Source organism: Streptomyces sp. AJS327, from assembly GCF_013450295.1.
Lineage (GTDB): Bacteria > Actinomycetota > Actinomycetes > Streptomycetales > Streptomycetaceae > Streptomyces.
The window spans coordinates 2,343,018-2,366,487 of record NZ_SKBR01000001.1 but is presented as its reverse complement, the minus strand read 5'-3'; the positions used below and the strand labels follow the sequence as shown (position 1 = coordinate 2,366,487).

The following is a 23,470-nucleotide window of genomic DNA, read 5'->3' as shown; positions in this document are numbered from 1 at the left end:
TTCCCCGCGCCCGGTCGCCCCCTCCCTCGCCCGCCCACCGTCAGGCGGTGTACTGCTCAAGCAGCGCGGCCCGCGCGTCGGCCAGGTACGTCTCCAGCAGCGTCGCCGCCCCGGCCACGTCGCCGGAGCGCAGGGCGTCGGCGATCTCGACGTTCCGCTCCAGGTAGGCCGCGTGGAACACCCGGGTGTCGCCCATGTGCGCGTAGGCGAGCCGGAACTCCGCCAGCACCCCGCTCATCATGGCGGTCAGCCGCTCGCTCCCGGCGAGCGCGACCAGCGCCTCGTGGAAGCGGATGCTCGCCGCGGCCACCGCGTCCCAGTCCTCCCGCTCCCGGGCGGTGAGGCCGTCGGACAGCGCGGCCGACAGCGCGCGCAGACCCGCCGGGGTCAGGACGCTGATGCCGCGGACGGCCGCGCACTCGACGAGGCGCCGGACCTCGTAGAGGTCGGCCAGGTCCGCGCGGGACAGCTGCCGGACGAAGACCCCCCTGCTCAGCTCGTGCACCAGCAGCCGCTCCCGGACCAGGTGCTGGTAGGCCTCGCGCAGGGTGCTGCGGGACACACCGTGCGCCTCCCGCACCCGCTCCTCCGACAGCCGGGTACCCGGCTTGAGTTCACCCGAGACGATCTGGGCGCGCAGCGCGTCCGCCACCCGGCTCGCGGTGCCCGCTGAGTCCGACATTCTGCTCCGTTCCTGGCCACGCACGAGCGCGGCCACCTGAGGAAAACCCGCTGGCCTGACCGTTGGGGAAGTCTATCCGCCGCCGTCCGGCGCCTTGCAGGATCGTCAGACGATCTGTAGCGTCCGCCGGGCGTGACGCCCACGGCAGAGTGGCGCGGCGCTCCCCCAGAACGCCCGGAGGACTGTTATGACCCACTCCCGCGCGCTGCGGGTCGGTGTAGACATCGGTGGCACCTTCACGGACATGGCGATCCTCGACGACTCCGGGATCGTGGCCGTCGGGAAGACCCTCACCACCCACGGCGAGCCCGCCGCGGCGGTCGAGGACGTGCTGCGGCGGACACTGGCCCAGCACCGGCTCGACGCCGGGGACATCACCACCGTCGTCCACGGCACCACCCTGGTCACCAACGCGCTCATCGAACGGCGGGGCGCCCGGACCGCGTTGATCACGACGGAGGGCTTCCGCGACGTGGTCGAGATGGGCCGCGAACACCGCTACGAGCTGTACGACCTCGGTCTGGAGCTGCCGCGCCCGCTGGTGCCCCGGCACCTGCGGTTCGGGGTCCGCGAGCGAATCCTCGCCGACGGCGGCGTGGACACCCCGCTGGACACCGCGGCCGTACGGCAGCTGGCCACCGAGCTGTCGGCGGCCGGGGTGGGGGCGGTGGCGGTCTGCTTCCTGCACAGCCACACCAACGACGCGCACGAGCGGGAGGCCAGGGACGTGCTGCGGGCCGCCGCGCCGGAGTTGCGGGTCGCGCTCTCCAGCGAGGTCAACCCCGAGATCCGCGAGTACGAGCGGTGCTCGACGACGCTCGCCAACGTCTACGTGCAGCAGCTCGTCGAGACCTACCTGGCGGACCTGCGGGACCGGCTGACCCGGCTCGGCCTGCGCAACGACCCCCTGATCATGCTCTCCAACGGGGGGCTCGCCGCGATCGACGTGGCCCGCCGGTTCCCCATCCGGATGCTGGAGTCCGGGCCCGCTGGTGGCGCGCTGGGCGCCATCGCCTTCGGGCGCACCGCCGGCCGGCCGGACCAGATGGCCTTCGACATGGGCGGCACCACCGCCAAGCTGTGCATCATCGAGGCCAACCGCCCGCTGGTCACCCACACCTTCGAGGTCGACCGGGTGTACCGGCTGCGGGCCGGGTCGGGTCTGCCGGTGCGCGCCCCCGTCATCGACATGATCGAGATCGGCACCGGGGGCGGCTCGATCGCCCGGGTTGACTCCCTCGGCCTGATCACGGTGGGCCCGGACTCCGCCGGTTCGGAGCCCGGCCCGGTGAGCTACGCCCGGGGTGGTGAGCACTGCACCGTCACCGACGCGGACGTGGTCCTCGGCTACCTGGACCCCGACGGCTTCCTCGGGGGCGACATGACGCTGGACGCGGAGGCGGCGCGCGCCGCCATCGAGGAGCGGGTCGCCACCCGGCTCGGCGTCGGGGTGGCCGAGGCCGCCTGGGGAATCCACGCCACGGCCAACGAGAACATGGCCAACGCGGCCCGGGTGCACGCCATCGAGCGGGGCCAGGACCCCACCCGGCTGCCGCTGTTCGTCTCCGGCGGCAACGGCCCGCTGCACGGGCCCGGGGTGGCGGCGGCGCTCGGCTCCCCCGCGGTCGTGGTGCCGCCCGCGGCCGGGGTGCTGAGCGCGCTGGGCTTCCTGTCCGCGCCGATGTCGATCGACCTGGTCCGCTCGCGCCACGCGGAACTGGGCACCGTCGAACTGACGGCGGCGCGCGAGCTGTTCGCGCAGTTGGAGGAGGAGGGCGAGCGGGTGCTCTCCGCGTCGGGCGTACCGGCCGGGGAGGTCACCCACGAACGCACCCTCGACATGCGGTTCGTCGGCCAGGGCAGCGAGATCGAGGTGCCGGTGCCGGAGTGGGGCGACGGCTGGCGGAAGCAGCTCGGGGAGAGCTTCGCCGACCAGTACCAGCAGCGCTTCGGCACGGTCGCCCCGCAGGGGGTGGAGGTCGAGATCCTCACCTGGCGGGTCTCCTCACGCGGCCCGGACCCCCGCGCCCGGCTGCGGCCCGAGCACCCGGCGGACGCCGGGGACGCCCTCGTCGGCCACCGGGACGCCTACTTCCCGGCGGCGGGCGGCTACGTCCCCACCGCCGTCTACGACCGGTACCGGCTGGCCCCGGGAACCGAGCTCCAGGGGCCCGCGCTCGTGCGGGAGCGCGAGTCCACCCTGGTCGTGCCGCCGTCCGCGCGCTGCACCGTCACCGAGGACAGCAGCATCCTCGTCCACCTCGCCCCCGGAGGAAACCGATGACCAGCCTCCCCACGCCGGGCCGCCCCGTCGACCCGGTCCTCATCGGCCTGGTGAGTAACCGGCTCCACTCGCTGCTGGACGAGCAGCAGACGGCGCTGGTCAACACCGCCTTCAGCCCCGTCGTCCGGGAGTGCCTGGACCTGGCGTGCGCCGTGTTCGACAGCCGGGGGCGCATGGTCGGGCAGTCCTCGGGCGGCACCCCGGGGCACATCAACGCGATGGCGACCGGGATGTCGCACATCGTCGCGAAGTACGAGCCCGGGGCGCTCGCCGAGGGCGACGTGCTGATCACCAACGACCCCTGGATGACCGCGGGGCAGATCAACGACATCACCGTCGCCACCCCCGTCTTCCGGGCGGGCAGGCTGGTGGCCTGGTTCGCCAGCTGCTGTCACTCGCCGGACATCGGCGGGCGGATCCTCTCGGCCGCGGCCGCGGAGGTGTTCGAGGAGGGGCTGCGGCTCCCGATCCTGAAGCTGCGCACCGCCGCCGGTCCCGACCGGGCGCTGGAGGAGCTGATCCGGGCCAACGTCCGCACGCCCGACGAGACGATGGGCGACATCTACGCCCAGGTCGCCGCCAACCAGGTCGGCGCCCGCAGCCTCGACCGGATGATGGGCGAGTTCGGCCTGGACGACATCGACGCGGTGGCGGGCGAGATCATGCTCCGCTCGGAGACCGCGCTCCGGGACGCGCTGCGGGGGCTGCGCGACGGACGGTACGAGGCGCGGATGACCTCCGACGGCTTCGACGGACGGGCCCTGGACCTCGCGGTCGCCATCACCGTCAGCGGCGACAGCGTCGAGGTGGACTACACCGGCTCGTCCCCGCAGTCCGCGCACGGCGTGAACGTGGTCCTCAACTACACCCGCGCCTACACCTCGTTCGCGATCAAAGCGGCGCTCGCCCCCGAGGTCCCGCACAACGCCGGGTCGTTCCGGCCCGTCCACGTCACCGCGCCCCGGGGCTCGGTGCTGAACTGCATCGACCCCGCGCCGGTGGCCTCCCGCCACCTCGTCGGGCACTTCCTGCCCAGCCTGCTGTTCGACGCGCTGCGCCCGGCCGTGCCGGAGGGGCTGCCCGCGCCCAGCTCCGACGCGCTGTGGATGACGGTCTGGCGGGGCGGCGAGATGGACGAGACGCAGCCCTTCACCCTGACCCTGTTCGGGGCGGGGGGCGTGGGCGGCCGCCCGGACAAGGACGGGCTGAACACCACCGGGTTCCCGACCGGGGTGCGGGCCGCGCCCACCGAGGTCCTGGAGACCCTGACCCCGCTCGTCCAGCGGCGCCGGGAGCTGCGCACCGACTCCGGCGGACCCGGCGCGCACCGTGGCGGGCTGGGCCAGGTGATGCGCGTGAGCCGCCGCGGCGAGCACGGCTGGACGGTGAACGCCAACGTCGACCGGGTGGAGCACCCGGCGCCGGGCGCGGCGGGCGGACACCGGGGGGCGACCGGCGAGGTCACCGACGACGCCACCGGCGAGCGGCTGCCGCGTAAGCAACTGGTGCGGCTCGCCCCGGACTCGGTGGTGCACCTGAGCTTCCCGGGCGGCGGCGGGTACGGCGACCCGTGGCGGCGCCCGGTCGCCCGCGTGCTGGAGGACGTGGCGGGCGGTTACGTGTCGCCCGAGGCGGCCCGGGAGCACTACGGCGTGGAGGTCACCTACACCGGCGACCCCGGGGCGCTGGTGCGGCCCCCGGAGTCCTACACCGCGGTCCCGCTCCCCGGGCGCGCGGCGGACGGCACCGCGGGCTGACGCCGGCGGGCCCCGGCCGTGACGGCCGGGGCCCGCGGGCGCGCTCGGGCGGCGTTCACCAGGGGCTGTCCTCGTCCAGCACCAGACGGCCCGCCTTGCGGTACTCCCGCCGCGCGCCCTCCAGCAGGTCCTCATCCCGCACCGGGCCGCCCCGCTCGGCGGCGGCGTAGGCGGCGGTGACGACGGCGCTGCGGATGGACCCGCCCGCCAGCTCGAACTCCCGGGCGCAGCGCCCCGGGTCGATGCCGTCGGCGCGCGGGACGTGCGCGAGGCTGTGCCGCCACAGCGCGAGGCGCTGCGCCGCGTCGGGGAAGGGGAAGTCGACGACTAGGTCGAGCCGCCGGGTGAACGCCTCGTCGATGTTGGCGCGCAAGTTGGTGGTCAGCAGGGCGATGCCGTCGAAGGACTCCAGGCGCTGGAGCAGGTAGGCGCTCTCCATGTTGGCGTAGCGGTCCCCGGCCTCCCTGACCTCGGAGCGCTTGCCGAAGACGGAGTCGGCCTCGTCGAAGAGCAGCACCGCGTCGGTGCGGTCGGCCTCGGCGAAGATCCGCTCCAGGTTCTTCTCGGTCTCCCCGACGTACTTGTCGACCACCGAGGAGAGCTGCACGACGTACAGGTCCAGGCCCAGGTCGGCGGCGACCACCTCGGCGGAGAGCGTCTTGCCGGTGCCGGACTCGCCCGCGAACAGCGCGAGGACGCCCCGTCCGCGCCCGCCTCCGGCGCTCAGCCGCCACTGTCCCAGGACGAGGTCGCGGTGGCGGGAGCGCCGGGACAACTCCCGCAGGTGGCCGAGGGGTTCGGGGGGCAGCACCAGGTCGTCCCAGCTGACGTCGGGCCGGATGCGCCGGGCGTGCCGCTCCAGACCGGAGGCCGTCTGCTGCCGTGCGGCGAGCCGGAGGTGGGCCGCGGTCAGCGGGACCCCGTCGAAGGAGGCCAGCTCCACGGCGGCGCGGGCGGCCCGGTGGATGGCCTCGCCGCCGAGCCGGTAGGCGGCGACGGCGGCGCCCAGGTCGAGCCCGGGGTCCAGCGTGGGACCGGCCGTCGCCTCCGGGGCGGCGGCGTCCAGGGCGCTCTTCCAGACCGTCAGGTCCCCGGCCCGCTGCCGTCCGGTGTCCAGCACCAGGGGCTGCGGTCCGCCCTCGTCCCAGCGGGGGTCCCAGGGGCGCGGATCGGCGAGCAGGACGGTGAGGTCCGTGCCGGCCAGCGCGCGCAGCAGCGGTCCGGGCTCCTCCGGCAGCGGCGTCACCACCAGCGCGCGTCCCGAGAGCCGGGCCTCGCGCAGCACCTCGGCGTAGGGGGTCGCCTCGCCGGGGGCGAGCCGGAGCGCCGCGGCCCCGGCGGCGCGCAGGGCGGTCGCGGCGCAGGCCAGCCCGTCGCCCGCGCGGTGCTCCCGCAGGTACGCGGTGAACGGTCCGGCGGCCAGCCGGGCGGCGAGCCGCGCGGGAACCGAGCCGGGCTCCGGCGGGGCGGGCGTGGTGGCGGGCAGTTCCCGGACGTGCCCGCCCAGCACCGCGTCCGGGGTGTCGTCGCCCAGCAGGTGGGCCTGGACCCGGTCCGGGACGCGCAACGACCGGCTGAGGAAGGGGCGTTCCGGTTCCTCGACGTTGAGCAGCCCGAGGACGGGCAGCGGCGCGGACGGGTGGAGACGGGCCCGGGCCGCCGCGGAGTGCGCGGCGATTCCGCACAGCTCCAGCGCGAGGCCGGTGGTGGCCCGGCGGCGGCTCACGTCGTCGTTGAGGTAGCCGTAGAGCGGTTCGAAGGTCCGGTCGAGGTCGGGGGCGCAGGCGATCAGCAGCAGCCGCTGGTCGAGCGCGGTGAGGCCCAGCCGGGCGGCGAGCCGCCCGAGCCGGTCCCCGGCCGTCCCGGGTTCCGGCGCCGTACGGTCCGGGCCGGAGCGAGGGCCGCCCTCGGTACCGGGCCCGGGGTCGAGGTCGGTGCCGGGGTCGGGGGGTTCGCCCGCCGGGGGGTGGAGCAGCCGCCGGACGGCGTCCTCCGAGAGGTAGAGGCCGCGCAGCGGGTCGGCGGCGGTGGGGTCGTTCGCGGAGCGGCGCTCCACCAGCGCGGCCACCCGCTCCCGGAGCAGCGCGAGGTGGTGGAGCAGCGGGCCGGTGTCGCTCACCGCGGCTCAGCCCGCCCCTCCCCGGCGCGGGGGCGGATCCCGGCGGCGGCCGGTCCGCCCTCGCCGGGTGCGCCGCGCAGGTGGCGGGGGTGGTGGTAGCGCTCGGGGCTGTCGCCCGGGTCGCCCTCGATGCTCCGGATCCGCACGCCCGCGCCCTCGGTGACCGGCGGCCCCGCCGGGTAGTCGGGGTGGGCGGGGAAGGGGACGGTGAGCGCCACGTCGACGCACGGCTTGAGTTCCCCGCCGAGCGCGGACCAGATGTCGGCGAAGGAGCGGGCCTCGGTGTGCGGGCTGGCCACGGTCACCGGGACCGAGAGGCCCAACTCGGCCAGTGAGCCGCTGAGTTCGGAGGGCGGGAGGAGTTCGCGGGTGAGCAGGGTGGCCAGGACGGCGGAGAGCAGCCGGTGTTCGTCCTCCGGGCGCTTGGTCCAGGCGGTGACCAGGTAGGCCAGCCGGAACCAGCGGGGCGGGCGCCGCCTGCGCGTCACCACGCCCCGCTCGTCCCGGACGGCGGTGGCCCCGCGTTCGCGGCGGTGCACGTCCTCGCGGATGTCGTAGAGGTAGGCGTCGATGGTGGGCGCGTTGCGGCGGGCGGCCCAGTCGCGGGTGGGGGCGTCGAGCACCACCTCGATCCCGGATCCGGCCAGGGCGCCGCCGCTCAGCAGTTTCTTCAGTACGTCGTCCACCTCGTGGATCACGTTCGCGCTCCCCGTCCCCGCGTCGTTCGGGCGCCGCCCGGTACGGCGCGGGTCCATGGTGCGGGGCGCGCGGGGACGGGATCATGCACCCCGGTGCCGGACCCGGGGCAGCCAACCCTGCCCCGGGGGTCCTTGACGAGCGGACGCTCCGTCAGATGTAGCCTTCACGGAGGGCGAAGGCCACGGCGTGCGCCCGGTTGCGCAGGTGCAACCGTGTGGTCAGGCCGTGCATCACGTTCTTTACCGTGCGTTCGGAGTACGAGAGTTTGCTGGCGATCTCGCCGGTGCCGAGTCCCTCGGCCACGAGACGCAGCACGTCGACCTCGCGCGGCGTGAGCCCGGAGACCGGGGAGTCGGGGGAGGTCGTGGTGTTGCGCTGCATGACGCCGATGTGCGCGATGAGTCGTCCGAGCAGATCGGGGGGAAGATCCCCATCGCCCCGGGATGCGGCGAGAATGGCTTGGAGAAGCCGTCGCGCGGTGGCCTCCCGGCGCCACACGATGGCGCCTATCCCGCATTCGATCACCTGGAGCAGCTCCGCCTCCCGGACGGCCCCGGTGACCAGCACGGCGCGGGTGCCCTCGGAGCGGATCAGTCTCCGGAGTCTGCCCAGGGTGGTCTCGTCCAGCGTCTCGGCGAGCAGTACGGCTACCGTCCCGGGGCGCGCGGCCCCCTCCTCGACCAGCTCGACCTCCGGCTGGGGGCGGAGCTGGCTCACCGCCCCGGCGTGCGAGAGCGGGTCCGACGCGTGGACGGTGACCGGAATCCTGGTCCGGACGTGCACAACCATGCCCTTGTGTACCTGCCTTCGGGAGTCGGATGGGTGCCCCGCCGGCGCCGCCGCCACGCCACGGGGGCACGGCGTCGCCCGCCGCCCGGGCACCACCCAGCCTCGGGTGGCCGCACGGGAGACGGCAATCGTGGTTGACCACGAGATGGGTGGAACCGGCCACGGGAGCGGCCCCGCGACGCGACACCGGGCCTTATGACCGCGCTCCTCGAACGGGAGACGGCGCTGGGCCTGCTGGCCCAGGAGGCCGCGCGGGCGAGGTCGGGCGCCGGGCGGCTGCTGCTGTTCCGTGGGCCGACCGGGATCGGCCGCAGCGCGCTGCTGGACGCCGCCGCGCGGCACGGGGCGGAGCGGGGGATGCGGGTACTGCGGGCCACCTGCTCGCGGGACGTCCGCTCCCCGCTGGCTCCCGTGCTCCAACTGCTCGACCCCGCTTGGGGGTTCAGCCTGGACGAGGAGGGGGTACCGGGCGCCCGTGGCGAGCGCGCCGCGACCGCCGCCCGGCTGTGGCGGCGGCTGTGCGGGTACGCGGCGGCGGGCCCGGTGCTGCTCACCGTGGACGACGTCCACCTCGCGGACCGCTGCTCGCGCGGCTGGCTGGCCGAGGCCGCCCGGCGGCTGGCGGGCCTGCCGGTGCTGCTGGTCGCCGGGGAGCGGGCGCAGTACGACGTCGCCGCTCCCGCGCCCGGCCTCGCGCACGCCCTCGCCCCCTCGGTTTTCCGCGCCCACAGCCCGGCGCCGCTGAGCCGGGCGGCCGCCGGGACGCTGGTGCGCGGGGCGCTCGGGACGGACGTGGCCGGGAGCTGGGTGGAGCACTGCCTGCGGGCGGGAGCGGGCAGTCCGCTGCTGCTGCGGGCGCTGCTGGAGGACCTGCGTGCCACGGCCCCCGAGGGGCGGGCTCCGGCGGCGTTCCCGGGCAGCGGCGCCGAGCTGTATCCGGGCGCCTTCGCGGCGGCGGTGGCCTGGTGGCTGGACTCCGCCGGGCCGGAGACCGCCGGCGTGGCCCGGACGCTGGCCGAGCTGGAGTGCTCCGGCGGCGAGGGGGAGCACGTCGGCGCCGGGCTGCTCGCGGGCGCGAGCGGCGCGGACGCGGCGCGGGTCGCCGGATGGCTCACCGCGATGACCCGGCTCGGGCCCCTGTGTGGCGAACCCGGCGGGGACGGGGCGCTGTTCGCCCACCCGCTGCTGCGCGAGACGGTGCTGGACGGCTGGCCCCGGCAGGCCCGGCGCGCCGCGCACCGCCGGGCCGCGGTGCTGCGCCACCGGCGGGGCGAGCCCGCGCCGCTGGTGGCCCGGCACGTGCTGCGCTGTCAGCCGGTCGGCTCCGGCTGGGCGGCCGACACCCTGCTGGACGCGGCGGCCCAGGCGGCCGAGGCCGAGCGGGAGGAGGAGGCCGTCGCGTACCTGCGGGGCGCGCTGGACGAGCCGATGCCGCGCGAGCGGCGGGCCATGGCGCTCACCCGGCTGGGCGCGCTGGAGTACGGGACCGCGCGGTCGGCGGGCGTGCCCCGGCTGACCGAGGCGCTGCGGCTGCAACGGGCCCCGGAGCAGCGGGTGCTGACGGCGGTCACCCTGGGGGCCGCGCTGGTGCGGCGGGGCGAGAAGCGGGCGGCGTTCGACGTGCTGCGCGACGCGGAGGAGACGCAGGACGATCCGGTGCTGGCGCGGACGGTGCGGACGGCCGCCGCGCTGCTGTCCGACCACGACCGGGAGATCCGGCGGGAGGTGTACCAGCGGCTGCGGGACACCACCGACCGCTCCCCCACCCTGCTCAGCCCCGCGGTGCGCGGTCTGCTGGTGCGCTACGAGGCGGCGGCGGGACTCCTCTCGGCCGAGCGGGCGGTGCGCCGCGTACGGGAGTTGCTGGCGGCGCCCGAGGACCGGCCGCTGTTGCCGTACCTGCTGGGAACGGCGGCGGCCGTCACCCAGTGGGCGGACCTTCCGGAGGAGACCGAGCGGATGGTCCGCCGCGGTCTGGCCGAGCGGCTGTCGCCCCCGCATCCGGCGCACCACGCGCTGCTGAACGTGCGGGCCGACGCCCTGGCCACGCTCGGCCGCCATCCACTCCCCCCACCGCAGCCGCCCGGCCCGGGCGGGGACGCGGGCGCCGGGGCGGGTGGCCGGGCCAGCAACCCGCTGGCGCACACGGTGGTGGCGCTGACCCACGCCGGGCGGCTGGCCGAGGCGGAGCGGCTGGTGGCGGGCGTACCGGTGCGGGACGGCGACGACGGCTGGGAGCTGAACCGCTTCCTGTACGCCCGCGGGGTGCTGCGCGCGGCGCGCGGGGATCACCGGGCGGCGCTGGCCGACTTCCTGGACTGCGGGCGGCGGCAGAACGCCCGGGACATCCTCAACCCGGCGGTGACCGCGTGGCGTTCGGCCGCCGCGGAGTGCGAGCTGGCGCTCGGCGACACCCCGGCGGCGCTCGCCCTGGCGGAGGAGGAGCACCGGCTGGCCCTGGTGTGGAACACGCCCCGGGTGCTGGGCCGGGCGCTGCGGGTGCTCGGCGAGGGCACCGGGGGGCGGCGTGGGCTGGAACTCACCGGACGGGCGGTCGGGGTGCTGTGTCCCGAGGTCGCCGGGCGGTCCGGGCCGGAGACCGGGGTGACGGGGCCGTCCGGTGAGCTGGCCGCCGCGCGGCTCGCGCACGGCCGTGGTCTGACGGCGGCGGGGCACCAGCGTCAGGCGCGGGCCCTGCTGCGGGAGGCGGCCTCGGCGGCGGAACGGCTGGGCGCCCCACTGCTGCTGGCCGCGGCGGAACGGGCGCTGGCGGAGAGCGGCGCCCGTTCCGGCGCGGCCCGGTACACCGGCGCCGGGGCGCTGACCGGGAGCGAGCGCCGGGTGGCGGCGCTCGCCGCGAACGGCCGCAGCAACGCGGAGATCGCCGCCACGCTGCATCTGGCCCGCCGGACCGTGGAGACCCATCTGACGCACACCTACCGGAAGTTGGGTATCCGCCGCCGGACCGCGCTGGCGGCGGCGCTGGCGGCGGTACCCGGTCCGGGAGGCCCGGCGGCCGGTCCCTCAGGTGCTGCCGGCACGGGAGCGGCCGAAGAACTCGATCTCCGCGATGGAGACCGACTTGTCGTTCCTGGCACCGTAGACCGACCGGATGATGAACCGGACGGAACTGACCTCACCGACCCGGAACTTCAGCCGCTGGGCGCCGCTGGCCTGGTCGAGAGTGAGCGTGCGGGTGAGCTTCTCCCCCTTGGGCGTGGTGATGCGGGCCTCCAGCCGCTGCGGGAGCACGGCCTTGCTGAGGTCGTCCGGGCGGGCGGAGATGCCGGGGGTGATCAGCAGGTCGAGCATCCGGACGGGCCGGTCGAAGCGGGCCTCGATCCACGCGCCCTTCCCTGAGCCGCTGATGCCGGGACTCCACCAGGTGTCGTTGAGCCGGTCGTTGACCAGGTCGGCGTCGTGCTTCCCGTGGGTGTCGGAGGCCCGCACGCTGGTGGGGGCGGTGGGGGCGCGCTTGGCGAAGTGGTCCCGTACCGCGTTGTAGGCGTTGCCGACGTTGAACGCCGCGTACACCACGAGGGAGAGCACGAGCACCCCGACGGTCCAGCTGAGCAGCCGGTCCAGGTTCCGGCGGAGCCGTGGCCGGTCCCCGGCCCAGGGCGCGGGCCGGTCGCGCGCGGTGAGGCGGCGCCACCAGGGCAGGCGGCCGGGTTCGGCGGGGCGCGGGGCCAGCGACATGGCGCAGCGGTGGCAGAAGTGCCGGTCCTCCCGGTTGCCGGTCTCGCACCAGGGACAGACGAGGCCGCCGTCCTCGGTTCCGGCGCCGGGGGCCCGGACGCGCGGACGGGCGGGCTCGGGCCGTCCGGGCAGTACCGGCGCCGCCTCGGGCGAGTGTGCGGCCGGGCGCTGTTCGGGGTCGCTGACCGGGATGAGCAGGGCGCGCGCCCGCTCCTCCTCCTCGTCGGTCCGCGCGGCCGGGGCGGTCTCGGTGGTGCTGTCGGGTCCGCCCGGGGCGGGCGGGGGCGGGGACGGCGGCCCGGGGGCCGCGACGGGGGGCGTGACCGGTGGTGCGGCCGGACCTCCGGGGGCCGTGCTGCCGGCGGACTCCGCGGTCCCGGTGTTCCCGTCCGCGTCGGCGCTTCCGCCGGACCCGGCGCTCGGGGGGTCCGGCGGCCCGGCGCTACCGGAGGCGGACGCTCCGGGAGCGCCGGCGCCGGTCTCGGGAGTGGGGGTGGGGGGCGTGGCCGGGGCGGAGGGGCGGTGGCCGCCACCCGGACCCGCCGGATCCGGCGTCCAGCTCAGGACGTTGCCACAGCCGTCGCAGAAGGACTGCCCGGGTGCCGGGCGGGTGCCGCACTCGGGGCAGACCTCGGCACGGCGGTCGTCGCCGCCGGGGCGGTTGCCGTGTGGGGAGGAGGGGTCGGTCACCTGTCGGTCGTCCTTTCAGCGGTGGTCACCTGGACCGTGTAGGGAATGTGCGCGGGGCGGTTGACCGCGACGAGGCGTTCCAGCCGGTACTGGTCGAGCGGGGTCGGGCTGGGCAGCGGGAGGGTGACGTGCAGCCGGGGCCGCCGCTCGCCGGGGACGGGCCCGAGAGGGCGGGCGTTCCAGCTGGCGGCGCCGCTCTCGGTGATCCGCGGCTCCGCGCCGAAGACCAGCCGGATCGCCTCGGCCAGGCCGCCGGGGGTGCCGCGCATCCGGTGCAGGCGGACCGCGGCGGCCACCGCGGCGCGCAGCTGCTCCGGGTCCTCGGGCAGGCCCGGCCCGTCGGTGGCGGCGCCGACCCACTCACCGAGCCAGCGCACGAAGTCCTCGGGCGCGAGGGTGGGTGAGAAGTAGGCGTCCAGGCAGTCGAGGACGTTGTGCAGCGGCGCGAGCACCTCGTCCAGCCCGGCCAGGAAGCGCAGCGCCAGGTCGTCGTCGGCGAACACCGCGGGCAGCATGTCCGTCAGCGGGGCGGAGGAGCGCAGCCCGTCGATCGAGCCCCGCTCGCCCGTCACGCCGCTCCCCCGGTGTCGCCGATGACCCGCACGCGGTGGTCGTAGGAGAAGACGAGGGCGGGGGCCTCCAGGTCGATGCGCTCGGTGGCGTCGCCGCGCTTTCCGGTGAGCGGGTCGGCGGGGTGCAGCAGTACCTGGTCGACGAGTTCGACGCCCGGCACCCGCTGGAGCACCGCGAAGACCTCCCCGGCCTGCACCGGCCGGCCGAACGGCCAGCCGGTGCCGTCCACTCCGCCGGTGAGCGGGTCGAGGTGGCGGTAGAGCGCGTCGTGGGCCTCGCGCCGGACCCGGTCGGTGTCGGTCCCCCGGAAGGCGTGCACCGTGGCGACGACGGTGACGCCCTGGTAGTAGGGCGGTCCGACCGCGAGCCGGGTCCCGATCAGCCGCCGCTCGTCGAGGTAGCGGGTGATCCGGTCCAGCAGGGCGTCGCCGGGCACCAGTTGCTCGAAGCGCAGCCGCCCGCCGGGGTCGGGGACGGCCTGCGGGATGACCAGCACCCGCACCGCCTGCGCGCCGTACTCGTCCGGGTCGGCGGCCAGGCAGGTGATGCGCGCGGTCTCCGGCGCCGCCCGCCGGGCCAGCTCCTCGTAGTCGCGGAGAGTGACGGCGCGGTCCTGGGCGCTGAGCGCGACGGGCGCGCGCACCTTGGCCTCCTCCACCGTCTCGCCGTCCACGCCGCCGCCCGCCGCCTCGCGGTTGGTGACCTCGGCGACGTACGGCACCGAGTCGCGCAGCACCTGGATGGCGCCCCGGGCGACGTTGCCGGAGCGGCCGCCGCCCGTGCGGTAGCGGCGGGCCCGGATGACGGCGCCCTTGGGTGGCACCGCGCCGAACTGGCGCAGGCCGCCGTCGGGTTCGCGCACGGCGGGGCCGAAGACGACCTCTCCGGTGGTGGCGTCAAGGGTCACGTGCCGGTCGTGGGGGCCGGAGCCGGCGAAGTGGCCGACGGTCTCCCAGTCCACCCAGCCGTCCCGCTCGGCGACCTGGAGGTGGAGCGGGGGCGTGTCCCCGATCACCGGCGCGTGGGCCAGGCGCAGCCGGTGGCCGGGGAGGCCCGGGGACTCGCCCAGTGGCTCGTCGCGCACGGTCTCGGCGTGCACGGACCGGGTGGTGCCGCCGATGGTGAACGCCTCGGCGGCGCGGACGGTGGGGCTGGTGGTGTAGAAGGGCTGGTCGTTCGCCGGTTCGGTGACCCGGCAGCGCAGCCAGCCCGCCTCCCGGCGGGCCGTGCGGGAGAGGGTGTGGCCGCCGGGGACGTGCAGCACCACCTCGCCGGGCCGGTTGAGGCCGCCGGTGGTGTCCCGTTCGACCTCGCAGGGCGCCCAGCCGTCGGCGGTCCACGCCTCCCAGACGAGCGGCGGCTGCCGGGGGTCGACGCCCACACCGTCGACGCGGCTCTCCAGGGTCAGCGCGACGGCGCAGTGCGGCACGGCCGCGGTGAGGCCGAACAGCAGCCGGTCGCCGGGCCGGGGCGACTCGGCGAAGCAGTGGACGTCCCGGCCCTCGCCGAGGTCGGAGGTCCGTTCGGTCACCTCCCCACCGCCGGGCTGGACCGCCAGGTACGCCAGTTCGCAGGGGAGGATGGTCAGTTCGTGCTCGGTGGCGAAGACGACCGCCTCCTCCGACTCGGTGCGCGCGGTCGCGGTCTCGGTGCCCATCGGCAGCCGCACCGGCTGCTCCTGGGGCGCGGAGAGCCAGAAGGTGATGTCGGCGCGGGCCGCGGACGGCGGGAAGAGGCTGATGCCCAGCAGGTCGAGGAAGGCCAGGTGGTTCTTCTCCGGCACCCGGTTGAGCCGGTAGACGATCTGGTCGGCCATGTGCGCGACCGTCTCGACGAGGGTGACGCCGGGGTCGGAGACGTTGTGGTCGGTCCACTCCGGCGCCCGCTGCTGGATGTAGCGCTTGGCGTCGTCGACGAACTGCTGGAAGCGGCGGTCGTCGAGGTTCGGGGAGGGCAGTGCCATCAGTGGTCGCTTCCGGAGGGGTGGTCGGGCGCGCCGGGGGCGGCCGGGGCGGAGGGGTGCTGCGGGCCCGGGCTGTCCGGGCCGTCGTGGGAGGGGATGACGTAGAACGGGAAGACCAGGCTGCGCGGGTTGTTGGTGCCGCGGATCGAGTAGCGGACGTCGATGAACAGGACGCCCTCCCCGTCGCCGGAGGTGACCGTGACGTCGTCGACCTCGATCCGGGGCTCCCAGCGGTCCAGGCTGGCGTAGACCTCGTGCTGGATGCGGCCAGCGGTGGCCTCGTTGATCGGCGCGAAGACCAACTCGTGGATGGCGCAGCCGAACTCGGGCCGCATCGGGCGCTCGCCCGGCGCGGTGGCCAGCACCAGCCGGATCGCCTCCTCGACCTCGCGCTCCCCGCTGACCAGCGCCACGCCGCCGGTCGGCCCGATACGCATCGGGAAGGCCCAGCCGGAGCCGACGAACTGCTCGGACATCAGATCACCGGCTTCCCGTTGGCGCGGACTATCCCGAGCAGGTTGACGTTGACGCCGGTGAGCGAGGCGTTCGCGATCGCGTTGATCGCCACCGCGCCCCCGGCGGAGAGCTGCGCGGCTCCTCCGGCCTTCATGCTCAGCGCCCCGACCACGGCGTCCACGGAGACCGCCCCGCTCAGCGACTTGATGTTGAGGATGGACCGGGCCTGGATGTTGAGGGTGCCGCCCTCGATGCTCAGCCGCCGCCCGGCCTTGAGGGTCAGGTCGCGTCCGGCCTCCACCGAGACCGAACGGCTGCCCGTGATGGTGACCTTGCCCCGGCTGTTGATGGTGATCTCGGTGCCGGTGCGGTCCAGGTTGACCGTCAGTTTGTCGTCGCCGCTGCTCAGCCGGACTCCGCGCTTGCCACCGACGCGCTGCTCCAGCAGGTCGACGCGGTTGCCCGCCCGGTCGGAGAGGGTGCGGCGGGTGGCGTTGCCCCGGGTGCCGTCGACCAGGGGCACGTCGCTCTGGCGCGGCTTGTCCTTGCCGTTGTACAGACCGCCGATGACGTACGGGTGGTCCAGAGCCCCCCGGTCGAAGCCGACCAGCACCTCGTCGCCCACGTCCGGCGCGATCACCGAGCCGCCCTTGACACCGCCGAACTGGACGGTGCGGGCCCAGTCGCTGACGTACATGTCGTCCAGCCAGGGGAAGCGCAGTTTGACGCGACCCTGCTTGAGCGGGTCCCGGACGTCGGTGACCAGCGCGTTGGCGACGCTGGGGAGCCGGGGCTGGGTGCCGCCACCGCCCGAGGTGAGGGCGTAGAGCGAGCGCCACTGGCGGCCGCTGACGGTCAGCAGCGTCTCGTAGTGGCGGCCGTCGCCGAAGGTGTGCCGGGCGGCGGTGATCGTGTACTTGCCCTCGAAGGGCTCACCGACGTCCGCCAGCGCGACGGGCGTTCCGGGCCGCAGCTTCGGGTTGCCCCGCACGGTGACCTCCACCTCCGCGAAGGAGCCGGTCACCTCGTCGGCGAGTGCCTCGGCGGCGTACCGGGCCTGGGCCTGGGTGTCCAGCGGCAGGTCGGTCTCGACCAGGGTGGCCCGGCCGAACTTGCGGACAGCCTCGGCCGGGGTGGTGCCGATGCTGATCCCCGGGTTGCTCTTCCCGGGCGCGCGCCCGACCAGGTCGCGCTTGGTGGTGACGTCCCAGCCGCGCGCCTCGACGGAGGTGACCTGGTCGGCGGAGGTGATCGCGGCCCGGCAGCGCAGGATGTCCACCCCGGCCTCCAGGACCTTGGGGCTCTTCTCCCGCGGGGTGCTCACCGGGGGCGCGCCGGAGGCCGGGTCGGGTTTGACGAAGTCCAGCCTCCCCTGGGGGTTGAGGGAGAGCACCCGCTCGTTCTCGTCGGCCAGCCGGCAGAGGAAGTCCCAGTCGGTGACGTTGGCCTGGGTGATGAACTCGTACTTGGCGGCGGTGGCGTCGATCTTGCCGGTGGGTACCTTGTCCTGACCGGCGAGCTTCCGCACGATGTCGGAGGCGGTCATGCCCCGGTAGCCGACCACCCGGCGCTGCCGCAGCATGCGGTGCCCGAGGTCGTAGCCGCGCACCACGGTGAAGGTGCCGGTGCCGTCGTAGTCCGTCTCCAGCCCGGTGACCTCGCCGGTCAGCAGGGGCGATCCGGCGCCCTGACCGTTGGCGACCGGCGCCAGCACCACCTCCCGGCCCATCCGGAAGCCCGCCTTCGCCAGCACCCGGCGGCGCGGGTCGCGGAAGGTCAGCTGGAAGGCGCCGGGCACCCCAGCCCCGAAGTCGACCCAGCCCGCGACGAGTTGCCGCGCGATGGTGGAGGGCAGCGGGGTGGTGCCGACCGTCACGTGGAAGACGTTGGAGAAACCTATCTGGGTCATCGGGCGCCGACCTCTTCAGCCGCCGGAAGCATCAGTTCCGTACCGGGCCGCAGGCGGCCGGGGTCGTCGATCGCGTTGGCCTCGGCGATCGCCCGCCACACCGAGGCGTCGCCGTACTCCCGCCAGGCCAGCAGCTGGAGGGAGTCGCCCGCCACCACCCGGTGCACCCGGCGGGCGGTGAGCGCGCCGGAGGTGGGGTTCTGGCCCGCGGTCCGGCTGGGGATCTCGTGCAGCTGCACCTGGCAGGTCGCGCGGATGGGCGCCCCGGTGGTGCCGAACAGCGTGTAGGAGGCGTCCACCGAGCTGATGTACGAGGTGAACCGGGCGGTGGAGAACGAACCCCACTCGAAGATCACCCACGGGGTGGAGGGCTGCTTCGCGGCGATGCTGGCCGGGGTCACCTCACAGCAGGCGAAGAGCGCCTCGACGTTCTTGCGCACCTCGTTGCTGTCCGGCTTGTCGGAGCGGTCCAGGAAGACCTCCACCGTCATCTCCCGTGGCTCGGCCCCCATGAACTCCGGTACGGCACCGTCCCGCACCGCCGCGGTGTGGCTGGCCTTCCAGCCCGCCCGGCGGCTGAGCGCCAGCTGGGACGGGTTGAAGTCGAAGTCGAAGGTGCGCATCAGCCCACCGGGTTTGGTGCTGTCGCCGGTCGGCGGCTCGTGGATGGCGAGCGTGGCCCGCACCAGGCTCTTGCCCGCGCCGCCCTTCCCCCGCCCGGCCATCTACGCCGCCCCCGCGTCGGTGAAGCCGTGGTGCGCGATCTCCAGCGTCTCGGTGGCCACCGCGGGGCTCTCGGGATCGAGCGAGGGGCCACGCCAGCTCACCGGCAGCACGTCCAGCAGCCCCCACCGGGCGACGATCGATCCGTCGGCCCGCAGCGCGGCGATCTGCGCGGTGGGCCGCACCGCCCCGTCGGCGATCGACGAGATCCAGGCGGCGACCTTCGCGGTGTCCGGGGTCAGCGGCCGGGTCAGGGTGATGTTGGAGTGGCTGACGCGGGAGGGCAGTTGCCAGACGAAGCCGTTGTTGCCGCCCTCCTGCCGCTGCTCGATCTCCACCTGCGAGGAGAGGCCCTCGCAGCCGTTGAAGTCGCCCAGGCTCTGCCCGTCGATGGTCAGGTTGAAGAAGATCGTGGAACCGGGGTCTCGGTCCTGCGGCATCGGGTGCGGCCTTCCTGCTTCCGTGCTGTTGTTCCCGTGGAGGTCAGCGGTCTCCCGCTGGTCGGGCGTGGGTGGGGCCCGCCCGGGTGCGGCCCCGGGCGCCGGGTGGTCAGCGTCTGGGGTCGCGGAGCTTGCCGACCCGCTCGCGGTCCAGCCGCAACTCCGTGCGCAGCAGCCGGGTCAGCGGGCCCACGAGCCGGTGCGTCAACTCGTCGAGCTGGCCGTCGGACAGCTTCTTCGCGTCGAAGGCGTCGCTCGGCGGGCCACCGTCCGGCTTCCGGCGCTTCCCCAGGGCCGGTGGGGACGGCCCGGGCGAGCCGGAGCCGGCCCGGTGGGAGGCGCCCTTCCTGGGCCCCCCGCCACCACCGCGCCGCTGGATCACGCCGGTGCCCGGGCTGGGTGGTGACTCCGGTGGCCGCGCTGGCTCCGGGGACGGCCGGGGCGCGGCGGCGGGCACCGGCGGCGGGCCCGGGACGGCGGACACCTGGCTCCGCGCCGCCCCACCCACCGGGGTGGCGGCCGCCGAGGACCGCGGGGCCACGGGCCGGACCGGGGGCGCCGCCGGAGCGGATCCCGGCCCGGCGGGGGGCGGGCCCCCCAGCGCGACCACGGGCCGCGCGGTACCGCTCCGGCGCTGCACCGGGGTACCGGGCGGGGCGGTGGACGGGGAACTCGCCGGGGACCCCAACGGCCCGGCGGACGCGCCGGTTTGGCCACCCGACCGGCCCGCCACCGAGCGGAGGGTCTCCCCCGGCTCCTCCGCTGACGGGACGGGCCACCGCGGTCGGACCGGCGCGGGTCCGGCTTCCGAGGGCGGTGGGGCGGACGGTGCGGCGGCACCCGGCGGGGCCGGGGACGCCACGGGCCCGCTCCCCCTCCCCGGCACCGGCGGTGCGGGCGGAGCGGAGGGCGGGGAGGGGAGGGGCACCGGGGGTGCGGCGGCCCGCTGCACGGACGGGACCGGGGAGCCGCCGGCCACACCGCCGTCGGCCACCGGCGCGAGGCGGCGGGGACGGACCGGTCGCGGGGTCCCGCCCGCCGAAGCCCCGGGAGCCGGAGCCATGGACCCACCGGACCCACCGGGCGCACCGGAGACGCGGGAGACGCCCGGCGCACCGGAGGTCACCGGGTCGCCGGGAGCGGCCGCGCCGGCGGGACGCGGCCGGAGCAGCGCCGGGTGGTCCGGGCCCAGCAGCGGGACGTCGGCACGCGCCGAGGACGCGTCAGCCACGGACCGTCCGGTGGCGCCCCCCGTCCGGTGCTGAGCGGCCCACCGGGCGGCGGACGGCGGCACCGGCGTGGCGGCGGCCCGCTGGACGCTCCGCGCGCGCGGAGCGGAGGGGGTGTTCGGAACCGTCCCGGCGGCCGGAGCGGGCCGCGGCGGCGCGGCTCCCCCGGAGCCGGAGGGCGCGGACGGCCCGGCCGAACTCCCGGACTGGCGGTGGGAGTTCGGCGTCGGCGGCGGAGACGCGGGAGCGGGGCGGGACGCCGGGACGGGGCGGGACGCGGGGGCGGACGGCGGCTGGACGGCCGGGTCCGGGGAGGCCGGAACGCCGGTGGGGCTCGTGGGGAGGCTCCCTCCCCCGCCGGACGGCGGCTCCGGCCCGCTGACCAGCGTGCCGCTGACCGGAACAGCCTCGGCCGAGGGGGCACCGGACGAGGCGCCACCGGAGGGAGGGCCGCTGGCCGGAGCGGGTCCGGACACCGGGGCGCCCAGCGCCGAACCGGCGCGGAGGGGCGTGCCGCCGCTCCCGGCTCCGGGCCGGGCGGACGCTCCGGGCGGCGCCCCGGGGGGTGACGTGGGGCCGGTGGAGGGGCGGCCGCGCGGCGCCGTTCCGGACGCTCCGGGCGGGGACTCCGGTCCCCCGGTGGGGGCGGTGGGAGGGGCACCCGGCGACGGCGCCGTGGGGCGGACGGGGCGCGGCGCCGTCGCACCGCCGGTCGCGCGCTGGACGGCCGGGCGGGCGGCGGGAGTTGGCCGCGCGGCGGAGGGTGCGGGACCGGACCCGCTCGGCGCGGGGGGCGCCGCCGCCGGACCCCGCCCGGAGGGGGCACCGGAGAGCGGCGACGGGGTGGGCGCGAGCGCGCCCGAGGGCCCGCTCGCCGGGCCGGGGGTCGCGGGGCCGGTGGCGGACGCGGTCCCCCCGGGAGGTGTGGCGTCCGGGGGGAAGTCGGCCCGCCGGGGCACGGGAGCGCCGGTGGCGGAGCGGGACCCGGTGGTCGCGCCGGGGCTCAGCGGTCGGGCGTTCGCGGGCGCGGCGGGCAGCGGGGCGCCAAGTCCGGTACGCCCGGGGGACTTTCGGGACACCGGACGGACGGCGGACGCCCCGGCCTGCTGGCCGGGGGCGGAGGGGGCGGGGCTAGCCGGGGGCGTGCGCGCGGGGCGGGACGGGGCGAGCGGAACCGTCCCGCGCACGCCCGTACCGAGTTCGGGGGCCGTACCGGGTTCGGGGGCCGGGCCGGGCCCGGGGGTCCGTGGCCGTGGGGCGGTCCCCGCCGGAGACGGGTCCGCGCCGTCGGTGGCGGGCGGGTGGCCGGGCACGGAGGGTGCGGAGGGGCTGGACGGGACGGGTGGCGCGGCGGTGGTTCCGCCGGATGACCGTGCCGGGCCTCCCCCCTCCCGTACCGGCTTGGGCGGAGGCGCGTCCGGCCCGGCGGTTCCGGAGCGCTGGAGCGCGAGGGGCCCCGGCGTCCCGGCGGGCGGGGCGGAACGGGCGGCGGGCGCGGGGCTGTTCGCGGTCGCCGGGGTCGCGGGGGCCGGGACGTGGGCGCTCCCCGGCGCCACGGCCGGGGCGGGCCCGGGAGCGGTCTCCCGGGCTGGTCCGTACGCGGGAGACGCGACCGGTTCCGTGGGGGTGGCCGCCGGTCGCGCCGGGGTGGGCCGGGCGGTGGCCGCCGCCGTGCCGGGCTCCGCTGTCCGTGGCGGGGCCAGGGCGGCCAGCGCGCGCCGGGGCGCGCCCGGGGGCACCGGGGCCCGGGTCAGTCCCGGCCGCGCGCCCGTGGCCGGGGCGGCCGGGGTGACCCGGGTGCCCCGGGCGCGCTGTACGGGGAGCGTGCCGGGCGCGGCGTCCGCGCCCTCCGCCGGGTCCGGCGGCACCGGGCCCGGGAGGTCGCCCTCGCTCGCCGGGGCCGCCACCGGCAGGGCGAGCGAGGGGCCGCCGAGCGCGCCGGGCACCGAGGGGCGCGCGGGCGTCAGGGTCCCCCGGATCATCCCGGTGGGCGCGTCGTCGAGGACGGCGTGCGACAGCCGCCCGGTGGAGAAGGACGGGTTCTGCTGGGAGGCCAGCGCGCCGGGGAAGTCCGCGGCGGCGACGGTCCGCCGCGCCGGGCCGTCGAGCACGCGCCGGATCGCGGGCAGCCCGGCGGGCCCCCGGACACCGGTGGCCACGGCGTCCGGGGACGCGGCGGCCGGGCCGGGAGCGGGGTCCGCGGCGGGTGCGGGGGCCGGCCCGGTTCCGGAGTCGCCCGGTCGCCGGGCTGCCCCGCGCCGCCGGAAACGGTCGAGGGCACCCATCAGCGCTCCGCCCCCGCGCGCGTCACCAGGTCGGCGATCCGCTCGACGTACTGGCGGCGCTCGCGGTGTTCGAGGTCCAGGATCTCCTCCAGGCTCCAGTGGAAGTGGTAGGCGACGTACGCGACCTCCTCGTGGATCCGGTCGACCGCGTACGTCACGATTCCCCCAGGCGGCTCCCGCCGAGTTCGACCTCGAACGGCTGCTCGCAGTGCGGGCAGGAGACCTCGGCCCGGGTGTGGCCCTCGGCGTTGACCTGGCGGTAGAAGTCCTGGAGGAAGGCGAGGTCGGAGGCGAACATGTTCTCCACGACGCCGTCGTGCACCTGGGGCAGCGTGCCGAGCCGGGTGATGACCCGGCCCAGCAGCACCACCGACAGGTAGGCCGGGTTCTCCTGGACGCGCAGGTCCCGCAGGGGGACCAGCTCGTCGCGCGCGGTGGCCAGCCGCATCACTCCCTCGCGGTGCACGGTGCCCGACTCGTCCACGTAGCCGCGCGGCAGCTCGAAGGCGAACTCCGTGCTGAGCTGCGGCTGTTGGACCGGCGGCGGGGCCGCGGCCGGTGCCGGGGCCACCGGCGCGGCGGGCTCCGGTTCGGTTTCGGGCGCCGCCTCCGTGGGCGGCCGGGAAGCCGTGCGCCGCATTACTCGATGACCAGTTCTTCGAAGGTGATGGTCACCGTCTCGGTGAGCGCCGCGGCCTCTCCGGCCTTCACGGTGCTGGTGTCGATCTTGCTGCACCAGGCGTTGCGCATGTTGTAGCGCTTGACCGGGTTGTTCTCGTAGTCCATCACCATGATCGTGGCGTTCTTCCGCGCCGTGGACATGGAGCCGGAGACCGACTCACTGATCCACTGGTTGAAGGCCGCGGACTGCGTCATGCCCCGCACCACCGTGCAGGTGCCGGCCTTCTTCACGCCCGGCATCTTCTTCGTCACCGGCTTGCCCTGCGCGGAGACCTGCTGGTACTCGATGACGTCCTGTTCCATGCTCAGGCCGCTGACCTCCTGGAGGTACTCGACCATGACGCCGTCGATCTGGAGGCCGAAGTTGTGTGAGGTGAGCGCGTCACCCGGCTGGAGACTCACGGTCCGCTGTCCGTCCTTGTCTGAGGGCTGATCCGACTGATCCGGCTGTACCGGCTGGTCCGGTTACGGGAGGGAGCGCGCCCGGAGGCG

Annotated in this window: 17 protein-coding genes and 1 pseudogene; 3 read left to right on the top strand and 15 right to left on the bottom strand. The window is 76.3% G+C overall.

Annotated elements, in window-relative coordinates; all coding sequences use genetic code 11:
• Positions 1-40: 40 nt before the first annotated feature.
• Positions 41-682 carry a GntR family transcriptional regulator gene (locus E0L36_RS09395; RefSeq protein ID WP_180928357.1) on the bottom strand — a complete coding sequence of 214 codons (642 nt, stop codon included), beginning with the start codon at positions 680-682 and terminating at the stop codon, positions 41-43.
• 187 nt (positions 683-869) lie between these two features.
• Here E0L36_RS09395 and E0L36_RS09390 point away from each other — a divergent pair, with 187 nt between their 5' ends.
• Together E0L36_RS09390 and E0L36_RS09385 are read left to right on the top strand one after the other, a co-directional pair.
• Positions 870-2,966: a hydantoinase/oxoprolinase family protein gene (locus tag E0L36_RS09390; RefSeq protein ID WP_180928356.1), complete on the top strand. Its 2,097-nt coding sequence runs from the start codon at positions 870-872 to the stop codon at positions 2,964-2,966.
• Positions 2,963-4,723 (top strand): hydantoinase B/oxoprolinase family protein, encoded by a 1,761-nt coding sequence (locus tag E0L36_RS09385; RefSeq protein ID WP_180928355.1) that lies wholly within the window; start codon positions 2,963-2,965, stop codon positions 4,721-4,723. Before E0L36_RS09390 ends, E0L36_RS09385 begins: the two co-directional genes overlap by 4 nt.
• Positions 4,724-4,778: 55 nt before the next feature.
• Here E0L36_RS09385 and E0L36_RS09380 read toward each other — a convergent pair whose 3' ends face one another.
• The 3 genes from E0L36_RS09380 to E0L36_RS09370 form a co-directional block, all read right to left on the bottom strand.
• Complete coding sequence (locus E0L36_RS09380) at positions 4,779-6,842, bottom strand: ATP-binding protein (RefSeq protein ID WP_180928354.1); 2,064 nt, start codon at positions 6,840-6,842, stop codon at positions 4,779-4,781.
• The gene (locus tag E0L36_RS09375; protein ID WP_180928353.1) at positions 6,839-7,540 is read right to left on the bottom strand and encodes a DUF4255 domain-containing protein; all 702 of its coding nucleotides are present in this window, start codon (positions 7,538-7,540) and stop codon (positions 6,839-6,841) included. Before E0L36_RS09375 ends, E0L36_RS09380 begins: the two co-directional genes overlap by 4 nt.
• Before the next feature lie 151 nt (positions 7,541-7,691).
• On the bottom strand, positions 7,692-8,330 hold the full coding sequence (locus tag E0L36_RS09370; protein WP_180928352.1) for a response regulator transcription factor: 639 nt from the start codon (positions 8,328-8,330) through the stop codon (positions 7,692-7,694).
• Positions 8,331-8,525: 195 nt separating this feature from the next.
• Here E0L36_RS09370 and E0L36_RS09365 point away from each other — a divergent pair.
• Positions 8,526-11,294: pseudogene (locus E0L36_RS09365) on the top strand (LuxR C-terminal-related transcriptional regulator); the annotation flags it as partial.
• A gap of 60 nt (positions 11,295-11,354) precedes the next feature.
• Here the strand turns inward: E0L36_RS09365 and E0L36_RS28245 are convergent.
• From E0L36_RS28245 to E0L36_RS09315, 11 genes are all read right to left on the bottom strand, one after another.
• Positions 11,355-12,719 (bottom strand): zinc ribbon domain-containing protein, encoded by a 1,365-nt coding sequence (locus E0L36_RS28245; protein ID WP_308416679.1) that lies wholly within the window; start codon positions 12,717-12,719, stop codon positions 11,355-11,357.
• On the bottom strand, positions 12,716-13,234 hold the full coding sequence (locus E0L36_RS09360) for a phage tail protein (protein ID WP_180928694.1): 519 nt from the start codon (positions 13,232-13,234) through the stop codon (positions 12,716-12,718). The genes E0L36_RS28245 and E0L36_RS09360 overlap by 4 nt, the downstream gene beginning before the upstream one ends.
• 53 nt (positions 13,235-13,287) lie before the next feature.
• The gene (locus E0L36_RS09355; RefSeq protein ID WP_180928350.1) at positions 13,288-15,255 is read right to left on the bottom strand and encodes a putative baseplate assembly protein; all 1,968 of its coding nucleotides are present in this window, start codon (positions 15,253-15,255) and stop codon (positions 13,288-13,290) included.
• A complete protein-coding gene (locus E0L36_RS09350) occupies positions 15,255-15,731 on the bottom strand; it encodes a GPW/gp25 family protein (protein ID WP_180928349.1) in 477 nt (158 codons plus the stop codon). The genes E0L36_RS09355 and E0L36_RS09350 overlap by 1 nt, the downstream gene beginning before the upstream one ends.
• A complete protein-coding gene (locus tag E0L36_RS09345) occupies positions 15,731-17,620 on the bottom strand; it encodes a VgrG-related protein (RefSeq protein ID WP_180928348.1) in 1,890 nt (629 codons plus the stop codon). The genes E0L36_RS09350 and E0L36_RS09345 overlap by 1 nt, the downstream gene beginning before the upstream one ends.
• Entirely contained in the window at positions 17,617-18,345 is a 729-nt protein-coding gene (locus E0L36_RS09340) for a LysM peptidoglycan-binding domain-containing protein (RefSeq protein ID WP_180928347.1), read from the bottom strand. Before E0L36_RS09340 ends, E0L36_RS09345 begins: the two co-directional genes overlap by 4 nt.
• Entirely contained in the window at positions 18,346-18,783 is a 438-nt protein-coding gene (locus E0L36_RS09335) for a phage tail protein (protein ID WP_180928346.1), read from the bottom strand. It lies immediately after the preceding gene.
• A 109-nt stretch (positions 18,784-18,892) separates the two neighbouring features.
• Positions 18,893-19,267 carry a hypothetical protein gene (locus E0L36_RS09330; RefSeq protein WP_180928345.1) on the bottom strand — a complete coding sequence of 125 codons (375 nt, stop codon included), beginning with the start codon at positions 19,265-19,267 and terminating at the stop codon, positions 18,893-18,895.
• Between the two features lie 3,029 nt (positions 19,268-22,296).
• Complete coding sequence (locus E0L36_RS09325) at positions 22,297-22,455, bottom strand: DUF6760 family protein (RefSeq protein ID WP_180928344.1); 159 nt, start codon at positions 22,453-22,455, stop codon at positions 22,297-22,299.
• The gene (locus E0L36_RS09320) at positions 22,452-22,937 is read right to left on the bottom strand and encodes a hypothetical protein (protein ID WP_180928343.1); all 486 of its coding nucleotides are present in this window, start codon (positions 22,935-22,937) and stop codon (positions 22,452-22,454) included. Before E0L36_RS09320 ends, E0L36_RS09325 begins: the two co-directional genes overlap by 4 nt.
• Positions 22,937-23,380 carry a phage tail protein gene (locus tag E0L36_RS09315; protein WP_180928342.1) on the bottom strand — a complete coding sequence of 148 codons (444 nt, stop codon included), beginning with the start codon at positions 23,378-23,380 and terminating at the stop codon, positions 22,937-22,939. Before E0L36_RS09315 ends, E0L36_RS09320 begins: the two co-directional genes overlap by 1 nt.
• Between the last annotated feature and the right edge of the window lie 90 nt (positions 23,381-23,470).

Bases quoted from the DNA above. Each gene is read 5' to 3' on its own strand.
- E0L36_RS09360 (WP_180928694.1), bottom strand. From the start codon at position 13,234: ATGCTGCCCGCGGTGTTCGCCGACGACGACCTGGCGCTGCGCTTCCTG.
- E0L36_RS09390 (WP_180928356.1), top strand. From the start codon at position 870: ATGACCCACTCCCGCGCGCTGCGGGTCGGTGTAGACATCGGTGGCACC.
- E0L36_RS09345 (WP_180928348.1), bottom strand. From the start codon at position 17,620: ATGACCCAGATAGGTTTCTCCAACGTCTTCCACGTGACGGTCGGCACC.
- E0L36_RS09320 (WP_180928343.1), bottom strand. From the start codon at position 22,937: ATGCGGCGCACGGCTTCCCGGCCGCCCACGGAGGCGGCGCCCGAAACC.
- E0L36_RS09385 (WP_180928355.1), top strand. From the start codon at position 2,963: ATGACCAGCCTCCCCACGCCGGGCCGCCCCGTCGACCCGGTCCTCATC.
- E0L36_RS09335 (WP_180928346.1), bottom strand. From the start codon at position 18,783: ATGCCGCAGGACCGAGACCCCGGTTCCACGATCTTCTTCAACCTGACC.
- E0L36_RS09340 (WP_180928347.1), bottom strand. From the start codon at position 18,345: ATGGCCGGGCGGGGGAAGGGCGGCGCGGGCAAGAGCCTGGTGCGGGCC.
- E0L36_RS09350 (WP_180928349.1), bottom strand. From the start codon at position 15,731: ATGTCCGAGCAGTTCGTCGGCTCCGGCTGGGCCTTCCCGATGCGTATC.
- E0L36_RS09355 (WP_180928350.1), bottom strand. From the start codon at position 15,255: ATGGCACTGCCCTCCCCGAACCTCGACGACCGCCGCTTCCAGCAGTTC.
- E0L36_RS09370 (WP_180928352.1), bottom strand. From the start codon at position 8,330: ATGGTTGTGCACGTCCGGACCAGGATTCCGGTCACCGTCCACGCGTCG.
- E0L36_RS09395 (WP_180928357.1), bottom strand. From the start codon at position 682: ATGTCGGACTCAGCGGGCACCGCGAGCCGGGTGGCGGACGCGCTGCGC.